The 9,629-nt window shown below is 71.6% G+C and carries 10 protein-coding genes and 1 riboswitch; of the genes, 5 read left to right on the forward strand and 5 right to left on the reverse strand.

The features are described 5' to 3' along the window. Positions 1-1,107: sensor histidine kinase (locus tag HKK72_RS30935; protein ID WP_187237978.1), on the forward strand; the 1,107-nt coding region annotated here is incomplete at its 5' end. Between the two features lie 9 nt (positions 1,108-1,116). On the opposite strand, the gene HKK72_RS30940 is transcribed toward HKK72_RS30935, so the two are convergent. From HKK72_RS30940 to HKK72_RS30960, 5 genes are all read right to left on the reverse strand, one after another. Then, complete coding sequence (locus tag HKK72_RS30940; RefSeq protein WP_187237979.1) at positions 1,117-1,797, reverse strand: DUF4328 domain-containing protein; 681 nt, start codon at positions 1,795-1,797, stop codon at positions 1,117-1,119. Between the two features lie 71 nt (positions 1,798-1,868). Beyond that, positions 1,869-2,231, reverse strand: coding sequence for a hypothetical protein (locus HKK72_RS30945; protein ID WP_187237980.1), 363 nt, complete (start codon positions 2,229-2,231; stop codon positions 1,869-1,871). 168 nt (positions 2,232-2,399) lie between these two features. Beyond that, a complete protein-coding gene (locus HKK72_RS30950; protein ID WP_187237985.1) occupies positions 2,400-3,419 on the reverse strand; it encodes an LLM class F420-dependent oxidoreductase in 1,020 nt (339 codons plus the stop codon). 257 nt (positions 3,420-3,676) lie between these two features. Further along, a complete protein-coding gene (locus tag HKK72_RS30955) occupies positions 3,677-3,892 on the reverse strand; it encodes a DUF397 domain-containing protein (RefSeq protein ID WP_187237981.1) in 216 nt (71 codons plus the stop codon). Positions 3,893-3,898: 6 nt separating this feature from the next. Then, a complete protein-coding gene (locus tag HKK72_RS30960; RefSeq protein WP_187237982.1) occupies positions 3,899-4,735 on the reverse strand; it encodes a helix-turn-helix domain-containing protein in 837 nt (278 codons plus the stop codon). 157 nt (positions 4,736-4,892) lie between these two features. Here HKK72_RS30960 and HKK72_RS30965 point away from each other — a divergent pair, with 157 nt between their 5' ends. From HKK72_RS30965 to HKK72_RS30980, 4 genes are all read left to right on the forward strand, one after another. Beyond that, the gene (locus HKK72_RS30965; protein ID WP_222721357.1) at positions 4,893-5,438 is read left to right on the forward strand and encodes an ATP-binding protein; all 546 of its coding nucleotides are present in this window, start codon (positions 4,893-4,895) and stop codon (positions 5,436-5,438) included. Positions 5,439-5,471: 33 nt separating this feature from the next. Next, a riboswitch (cobalamin riboswitch) is annotated at positions 5,472-5,675 on the forward strand. A gap of 89 nt (positions 5,676-5,764) precedes the next feature. Beyond that, positions 5,765-7,798: a VWA domain-containing protein gene (locus HKK72_RS30970; protein WP_187237987.1), complete on the forward strand. Its 2,034-nt coding sequence runs from the start codon at positions 5,765-5,767 to the stop codon at positions 7,796-7,798. Between the two features lies 1 nt (position 7,799). Then, complete coding sequence (cobO, locus tag HKK72_RS30975) at positions 7,800-8,402, forward strand: cob(I)yrinic acid a,c-diamide adenosyltransferase (RefSeq protein WP_187237983.1); 603 nt, start codon at positions 7,800-7,802, stop codon at positions 8,400-8,402. 46 nt (positions 8,403-8,448) lie between these two features. Then, the coding region (locus tag HKK72_RS30980; RefSeq protein ID WP_222721360.1) for a cobyrinate a,c-diamide synthase at positions 8,449-9,629 on the forward strand (1,181 nt) is incomplete at its 3' end.

Here is a 9,629-nt window from a genome sequence, read left to right on the forward strand (position 1 = left end):
CCCATGATCTCGACCTGGCCATCGGCGCAGTCGCCGGAACAGGACGTACAGACCTGCGCGCAGCCTCGCGTCGGCTGCGTACGGATCTCGGCGCTGCGGGTCAGGTCCATGCCGGACTCTCCCGTCGTCTATGCGGGCCGGCCGGCCCCGGGGCCGGCCTCGCCGGGGAGCTTCGACGCGATCTTCGCCACGCAGGCCGCCGGACTGGTCCTCCTCGCCGCCTTCGCGACCTGGAAGATCACCGGTCGCACGCTGCGCCCGGTGGAGGCCATCCGCGCGCGACTCGTCGAGATCAACGGGACCGATCTCGGCAGCCGGGTCCCGGAGCCGCCCGGCGACGACGAGATCGCGCGACTCGCCCAGACGGTCAACAGCACGCTGGGACGGCTGGAGCGCGCGCAGAAACGGATGGAACAGGCTCTCGACCAGCAGCGGCAGTTCGCCTCCGACGCCTCCCACGAGTTGCGCACCCCACTCGCGGGGCTGCGCATGCAGCTCGAGGAGGGGCAGCTCTATCCCGACGAGACCAGCGTCCAGGACGTGCTCGACCGCGCGCTCAACGAGGTCGACCGGCTACAGGCGATCACCACCGACCTGCTCCTCCTGGCGCGGGTGGGGGTATGTTCGCCCGGCGCGCGCGAAACAGTGGATCTGGCGGAACTGGCCGAGGTGGAGGTCTCTCGCCGGATGGATCGGCTTCCGCCACGGCTCTGCCTCGAGCGCGGGGCGACGGTCGACGTCGTCCGCACCCAGATCAGCCGGCTGCTCGGCAACCTTCTCGACAACGCGCAGCGGCACGCCAAGAGCACCGTAGCGATAGATGTGCGCCGCGTCGGAGACCATGCCGAACTCTCGGTCGCCGACGACGGAGCGGGCATCACGGAGGCCGATCGAGAACGGATCTTCGAACGGTTCACGCGGTTGGACGCCGCCCGGAGCCGCGACGTGGGAGGCACCGGTCTCGGCCTGGCGATCGCCCGGGACATCGCGTGCGCCCACCGGGGCACTCTCCATGTCGAGGACTCGGCCATCGGCGGCGCGCGTTTCGTGCTCAGGCTGCCCCTCGTCCCCCCGGGCGGGCCACCTCGGTCGACCGGCCCGTCCTGACCGGCGGTCTCAGGCGGGGCGGCTCATCTGCAGGCGGGTGATCCCGAAGACGGTCATCATGCAGAGCGCGGCCGAGAGCGCCAGGGTGGTCGTGGCCACGATTCCGAGGTGCACGGCGAAGCGGGCCTCCGCGATGGTCTCGGTGTGGCTACGCGGAAAGAGCCACATCAGGCAGAGGGCGCTCAGCAGACCGGCCCACCAGGCCGCGACGACCGCGGCGATCGCGTGCCGCTCGGCCAGCCGGAAGCGGCCGCTGCGCACCCAGGCGTCATAGACCAGCCGGGGCGGCAGCCACAGGTTGACCACCGGGCACAACCAGCTCGCGACCACCCACGCCTGCCGGTAGCGTCGTGGCTCCGCCGCGTTGCGGTAGGCCAGCCACAACCACGGCAGGTACAGCACGGCGGTCACCATCGCCAGCGTCGCCGAGGTCGTGAAGAGGTCGGAGTACGGCGCGAGCATCCGGCCGGCGGCGGCCGGGTCGTAGGAGTCGTTGGTGGCGGAGGCCAGGATCCCCACCATCCGCGTCATGCTGACGCCGGAACCGAGCGCGATGAAGGCGTTGAAGCCGAGCAGCATGAACACCGCGACCCCGAGGGCCCGGTAGTCGCGCCGGCGCGCCAACGCGCCGCAGGCCGGGCATCGGTCGACCTGGGTGGGGATGATGTCGCCGCACAGCGCGCACGGCATGACCTCACCTCCGAAGGATCGCGACCAGGCCTTTTCCCGGATACTACGGAGGTTTTACCCAGACTGAGGCGTCACAAGAGTGACTGGCGCATGACGACGACCAGGACGACGGACAGCGACGACCACGCCGCCAGGCGCACGAGGCCGCGGCCTTCGGGGTCGAGCAGCCGTTCCGGGCGGGCTCCGGTGACCGCCACCAGCGCCCACCAGCCCGCGGTGGCCGCGATCGTGGTCTGCAGCAGCCCGTAGCCGAAAAGCATGCTGGTCGCCGTGATGCCGCCGAGCGTGAGTACGTGGGCGAACAGCGAGGCCCTCCGCGCCTGGCCGGTCAGGCCGCGCCAGATGCCGGAGGCGACCATTCCCCAACCGGCCAGCGCCGCGCACCACAGCGGGATGAGCGCGGCAGGCCCGAAGTACGCCTGGAGCGTTCCCATCTACGAAGATCGCCGCGCTCGGGTGCGGGCGGCCGCTCGGGGGATCGTCACGGAGCGATTGTGCCAGGCCCGGTCAGCTCCAACGGGGGCTGATCGCCACGCCCTTCTCGATCAGCGTCTACGCCGTCGTGGCGGCCGTGCTCTGCTGGCCGCCGGCCCGCCGGTTCCTCACCCGTACACGAGGTCGCGGATGGCGCGGAGGGTCGGCTCGTCGCGCACACCGGCGATGAGCAGGGTCGTGACCGGCGAGTCCCGCCACAGCTGGAGCCGTTCCTTGATGCGCCCGATCGGGCCGAGCAGCGAGATGGAATCGGCGAGGTCGTCCGGCACCGCCCTGATCGCCTCGTCCCGCCGGCCGGCCAGGAACAGTTCCTGCACGTTGGCGGCCGCCTCGGCGTGACCGAGCCGGCCGATCAGGTCGAGGTGGAAGTTGCGCTGCCGCGCGCCCATCCCCCCGATGTAGAAGGCGAGCGGGATCTTGGCGAACTCCAGGGCGCCCGCGACGTCATCGGTGACGATGGTGGTCACGGTGGCGGCGATGTCGAATTCCTCCGGGCGGCCCGCCAGCGAGGGCCCGAAGATCGGCTCGATCTGGGCCGGGTCGACGAACAACGGCAGCCAGCCGTCGGCGATCTCGGCGGACAGGGCGACGTTCTTCGGGCCTTCGGCACCCAGATACACGGGGATGCGCGGTCGCAGCGGGTGCACGATCGACCTCAGCGGCTTGCCCAGCCCGGCGCCGCCGGGGTAGGGGAGCGGGTAGTGCGGGCCGTCGCTCGTGACCGGTTCCTCACGGCGCCACACCTTCCGCGCGATGTCGACGTACTCGCGGGTGCGGGCGAGCGGCTTCGGGAACGGCACCCCGTACCAGCCCTCCACGACCTGCGGCCCGGATGCCCCGAGACCGAGGATCAGCCGCCCGCCGGACAGCGCGTCGAGGGTGAGGGCGTGCATGGCGGTCGCCGCAGGCGTCCGGGCCGACATCTGCACGACCGCGGTGCCCAGCCGGATCCGGGAGGTGCGGGCGCCGTACCAGGTGAGGACCGTGAACGCGTCGGAGCCGTAGGCCTCCGCCGTCCACACCGAGTCATAGCCGAGGCGCTCGGCGGCGAGCACGGTGTCGGTCTGGTCATCGGGGTTGCGCTGCCAGTAGCCCACGTTGACGCCCAGCTTGAGTTCCGCGACCACGAGCGTCCCTCCAGGTTCCGATGACACCTCAATAGTAGAACGCGTTCTATTTATAGCGGAAGTCGCACCCGGATCGGGTTCCCGGCGGCGGGGAGTCACGCTCCGTAACGCACGGTGGCCCGGCCGGGTCGCCGTGAACCGGCCTGAATCAGGCTGGATTCGCGGGAGCCGGCCGAGCCGTGACCGATGGGCCTGGTCCGAGAAAGGGGTGGATTCAGTGTCGGAGGGAGGCTGGGCTCAGTCGGTAAGGGGCCGGTTCAGTGACGGAGCGGCGGACGCGCCTTGACGGTCTCGACGAAATGGCGCCATTCGTCTGCGGTGAACAGAAGAACGGTGCCGCCGGCGTCCTTTGAGTCTCGTACAGCGCGGGTGCCGGTCGTGAGCGGTGCGACTTCCACGCACTGGTCTCCGCTGCCGCTGTGAGAGGACTTGCGCCAGACGGCGCCGAGGAGGTCGCGCTGCAGGTCGTTCACGTCGGGTTACTCCTTGGCTGCCTCGACAATGAGGCTGAGTGATTCGGCTGGGGTAAGAGACAGCGCGGTGATCTCTTCGAATCGCTTCCTGTGTTGTTCTGTTTCCGCTTCCCGCTCAAGGTAAACGTCACCCATTGTGCCCTCGACATAGGCGATATCCGGGTCCGCCGTGTCCGCGTACGAAAGGATCGTGAAGCGGCCGTCGAGGCCGGCGTGTGCGCCGGCGGCGTACGGCAAGATCTGAATGGTGACGTTCCGTCTCCGCGCGGCGTCCGCGAGCGCGAGCAACTGCGAGCACATGACGGAGGGTCCGCCGATGGGCCGGCGGATCACCGCCTCGTCGAAGATCGCGTGCAGGCGCGGCGCGTCGTGGCGGTCGAGCAGGGCCTGCCGGTTCTTGCGCGCGGCGATCCGGCGGTCGACGTCCTTCGGCGTGGGGAGCATTCGTCCGGCGGTGATGACGGCACGGGCGTACGCCTCGGTCTGCAGGAGCCCGTGGATGAGCTGGGCGTCCCATGTCCGGATTTCGGCCGCCTCATCCTCCAGCGCGACATAGCTGCCGGTGAAGACGTCGACGTACGCGGTCCACCATCCGCGCGTGTTCGCCTGTTTGGCCAGGGTCACGAGAGCGTCCCGTTCCTCCTCCGACACGCCGTAGAAGGCCAGCAGATCAGCTACATCTCCGTGTCGCGGGCGCGTCTGTCCTGTCTCCAGCCGGGACACGGTCGCTCGCGACCAGCCGATCTGATCGGCGACATCCTGCAAGGTCATGCCTTTGTCCTCGCGCAGCCGGCGGAGTTCCCGGACGAGTCGGCGACCTCGGACGGTGGGCTTGTACGCCATGGAGAGTCTCCTGCGTGCGTGAGCGGTGACGGAAACTTACAGAATTTCCCTGAAGAGAGTTGCGGGAATGAGAATCTCACGAGACGCTTGATTTCTGTGACCGGACGAGAGCGCAGCGTGACGGTACAGTACGAGGTGTAGTGGCGGGGAGGGTGCCTTGAACACCTTGCCAGAGGTCACCGCTCAGACGGTGACGTCAAGTGATTGCTGTGGCTGGACGTGGAGCCTGCCGCTCGGCGCGATGTGCGCCCGCCGGGCTCGCAGCGTCCTGCGCGAGACGCTGATGGCGCTCGACGTGCCACCCCAGACCATCGGTGACGCCGAGCTCATGGTCAGCGAACTCGCCACCAACGCCTACCGGCACGCGGGTCACCACGGACCGCACGAGCTGTGGCTGTTCCCCCGGAACGGACTAGACCGGGCGGCCGCCGATCCGGGCGCGTGCGAGATCGTGTGCGCCGTCTTCGACGCGCTGCCCGACCTCGGCCTGCTCGCCGACAACTCCTTCTGCGGAGACTTCGGCCGGGGGCTCAGCATCGTGGCCGAGATCTCCCACGGCCGCTGGGGCGCGCAACCCGCCCGGTCCCGCCTGCACCACGAGGTGCCGGGCAAGGCCGTGTGGTTCGCGTGCCCGGTGCCGTTCGCGGCGCTGCAGGCGATCGTCCACCAGTGCGACGACGCCCGCCACCTCCACCCGGCCTGATTGCGCACGTCGTCTCCGCACGTCGTCGCCGACTCGTCCCCGCTGGGCGGCGGTGTGTCCGGTATGTCATCCTGTGCAGGCGACGGAAGCGGAGGAACCCGGTGCGAATCCGGGGCTGTCCCGCAACTGTGACCAGGGAGCTCCTCTCAGGCGAAGGCCACGGCGCACGCCGGAAGGCCGAGATGCGAGCAGGGATCTGGGAGCCAGGAGACTCCGGCCGTCGGCACTGACCACCACGGGCGTGGACACCCGAGGAAAGGACGACCCGGCATGACGACGTGCCTGAACGACGCGTGACCCCGTACCCCTTCGCCGCGATCGTCGGCATGGACGACCTCAAGCTGGCCCTTCTCATCAACGCGGTGTCGCCCGGTGTCGGCGGTGTCCTCGTCCGCGGTGAGAAGGGCACCGCGAAGTCGACGATCGTGCGGGCCCTCGCCCGCCTGCTGCCGGAGGTCGAGGTCGTCCCGGGCTGCCGGTTCTCCTGCGACCCGTGGCTGCCCGACCCGAACTGCCCCGACGGCCCCCACGAGCGCCCCGCCGAGAGAACCGGGGCCGTGCCGTCTCCCCGCTCCGCGCCCGACGACCTCTGCACGCTCGTACGGCCGGCCCGACTGGTGGAGCTGCCCGTCGGCGCCTCGGAGGATCGGCTGACCGGCTCGCTCGACATCGAGCGGGCCCTCACGGCGGGCGTCAAGGCGTTCGAGCCCGGCCTCCTCGCCGCCGCACACCGCGGCGTGCTGTACGTCGACGAGGTCAACCTGCTGCACGACCATCTGGTCGATCTGCTCCTCGACGCTGCGGCCATGGGCCGGTCCTACGTCGAGCGCGAGGGCGTCTCGGTGCGGCACGCGGCGCGGTTCCTGCTGGTCGGGACCATGAACCCCGAGGAGGGGGAGCTGAGGCCGCAGCTGCTCGACCGGTTCGGCCTCACCGTCGAGGTGGCCGCCACCCGCGAGCCCGGCGAGCGTGCCGAGGTCGTACGCCGCAGGCTTCGGTTCGAGGACGACCCGGACGGCTTCGCCGCCGAGTGGGCCGAGGCCGAGGCCGAGCTCGCCGAGCGCATCGCGAACGCGCAGGCGATGCTCCCGCGGGTCGAGCTGCCCGACGCCGCACTGCGCCAGATCACCGCGATCTGCGCGGCCTTCGAGGTCGACGGGCTCCGCGCCGACCTGGTCACCGCCCGCGCCGCGATCGCGCTGGCCGCCTGGCACGGCCGCGACGCGGTCACCGCCGACGACGTCCGCGTCGCCGTGCGGCTCGCGCTGCCGCACCGCCGCCGCCGCGACCCCTTCGATCCGCCGGGTCTGGACCAGCGGAAACTGGACTCGGTGCTGGAGGAGAATCTGCGCCCTGACGACGACGCGGAACCCGAACCGCCCGACGACGATCCGGACGGCTCCGGTGGCGGTTCCGGCGGCCCTGGCGGAAGCCCGCCCGGCGGTGGCGAGGATGACACGGGCTCTGGCGACACCGGACGCGACGACGCCGGCCACTCTGCCGCCGATGCCGGTGAGGAGAGCGGCGCCGGCCGGTCCCGGGAGCGAGGGGACGGCGGAGAGGCCCCGGAGGCGGCGGCCGACCCCGCGTACCGCCCCCGCCTGTTCACCGTGCCGGGTCTCGGCAGCGGAGCGCCCGGCCGCAGATCCAAGGCCCGCACGGCGTACGGCCGGGTCTCGGGCGCGCGCCCGGGCACCGGCTCCGTGCACCTGACGGCGACGCTGCGGGCGGCCGCACCGCACCAGCTCGCGCGCGGTCGCAGCGGCGCCGGCCTGGTCATGACGCGGGAGGATCTGCGCGAGACCGTACGGGACGGCCGCGAGGGCAACCTGGTCCTGTTCGTCGTCGACGCGAGCGGATCGATGGCCGCCCGGCAGCGGATGCGCGCGGTCAAGGGTGCGGTGCTGTCGCTGCTGCTCGACGCCTACCAGCGCCGTGACAAGGTCGGCCTGGTCACCTTCCGCGGCTCCACGGCCGAGCTGGCCCTGCCGCCGACGTCCTCGGTCGAGGCCGGTGCCCGGCGGTTGGAGCGGCTGCCCACCGGTGGCCGTACCCCGATCACGGCCGGGCTGCTGCGCGCCGCCGAGGTCCTGCGGGTCGAGCGCCTGCGCGATCCGGCGCGACGCCCGCTGCTCGTCGTGGTGACCGACGGCCGCGCCACCCACGGGCCCGACCCGGCCGCCGCGGCGGCGCTGCTCACCGAGCCGGCGTCCGTCGTCATCGACTGCGAGTCCGGGCCGGTGCGGCTCGGCCTCGCGGCGAGTCTCGGAACCCGGCTCGGCGCCGATGTGGTGCGGCTGGAGGAGCTGGCCGCCGACTCGCTGACCGGAGCCGTACGAAACGCGCGGAGGGTGGCCTGACATGCCGCAGGGGAAACCGGCACACGTGCCCGAGGACGGCCTGACGACGCGACAGCGGCGCAACCGGCCGCTGGTCGTCGTGCACACGGGGCCGGGCAAGGGGAAGTCCACCGCCGCGTTCGGGCTGGCGCTGCGCGCGTGGAACCAGGGGTGGCCCATCGGGGTCTTCCAGTTCGTCAAGTCGGCGAAGTGGCGCATCGGCGAGGAGCACGCCCTGCGGGTGCTCGGTGACTCCGCCGAGGGCGGGCCGGTCACCTGGCACAAGATGGGCGAGGGCTGGTCGTGGATCCAGCGGCCCGGCAGCGAGGAGGACCACGAGGCCGACGCCCGGGAGGGCTGGGAGCAGATCAAGCGGGATCTGGCCGCCGAGACCTACCGGCTGTGCGTGCTCGACGAGTTCACCTACCCGATGAAGTGGGGCTGGATCGACGTCGCCGAGGTCATCGACGTGCTCCGGTCCCGGCCGGGACAGCAGCACATCGTCATCACCGGCCGCGACGCGCACCCGGACCTCATCGGGTTCGCCGACCTGGTGACCGAGATGGGCAAGGTCAAGCACCCGATGGACGGCGGCCAGAAGGGTCAGAAGGGCATCGAATGGTGAGCCTTCCGGCGGCCGGGCGAAGGCGGCCGCGGTGAACATCCCCCGGCTGGTCGTCGCGGCGCCCGCCTCAGGCAGTGGCAAGACGACGGTGGCGACCGGGTTGATGGCGGCGCTGACCGCCAGGGGCCTCGCGGTCTCACCGCACAAGGTGGGGCCCGACTACATCGACCCCGGCTACCACGCGCTGGCGACCGGCCGTCCGGGCCGCAATTTGGACCCGTGGCTGACCTCCGAGGAGCTCATCGCGCCGCTGTTCCTGCACGGGGCGAGGGGGGCCGACCTCGCCGTGGTCGAGGGGGTGATGGGGCTCTACGACGGCGTCGCCGGCGAGGGCGGGTTCGCCTCGACCGCGCACGTCGCCGGACTGCTGGACGCGCCCGTCGTGCTCGTGGTCGACGCCGCGTCGGCGGGCCGTTCGGTGGCCGCGACCGTGCACGGCTTCCGGACCTTCGAAGACGTGCGGATCGGCGGCGTGGTACTGAACCGGATCGGATCCGACCGGCACGAGCGCATCTGCCGGGACGCCGTCGAGGAGGTCGGCGTGCCGGTGCTGGGGGTGCTGCGCCGCCGCGACGACGTGGCCGCGCCGTCGCGGCATCTCGGTCTGGTGCCGGTCGCCGAGCGGCACGCGGAGGCCGTCGAGACCGTCGAGCGCCTCGGCGCCCTCGTCGCCGGGTGCTGCGACCTCGAGGGCCTCCTCACCCTCGCCCGCTCGGCCCCCGCCCTGTCCGCCACCCCCTGGACCCCGTCCCTCTCCCGTGATCATGCAGTTGTTCGCGGTGACGCGCCGCGGCCAACTGCAAGATCACGGCGGGTGGGCGGGCGGCCGGTGGTGGCCGTGGCAGGGGGGCGGGCGTTCACGTTCGGGTACGAGGAGAACGTGGAACTGCTCGAGGCCGCGGGCGCCGAGGTCGTACGGTTCGACCCGCTCCACGACGAGACCCTGCCCGAGAACACCACAGGCGTGGTCATCGGCGGGGGCTTCCCCGAGATGTACGCCGCCGAGCTGTCGGCCAACGAACCCCTCCGCGACCGCATCGCCGCCATGCCCCGCGAAGGGACGGTGGTCTACGCGGAGTGCGCGGGCCTGCTCTACCTGACCCGGGAGCTGGACGGGGCGCCCATGTGCGGAGTGCTCGACGCGACCGGGGCGATGACCCCCGCACTGACCCTCGGCTACCGCAGCGCGGTGGCCGTCAGCGACTCGGCGATCGCCCGCGCCGGCGA

It is taken from the genome of Actinomadura sp. HBU206391 (genome assembly GCF_014323665.1).
In the GTDB taxonomy this organism is placed as follows: domain Bacteria; phylum Actinomycetota; class Actinomycetes; order Streptosporangiales; family Streptosporangiaceae; genus Actinomadura_C.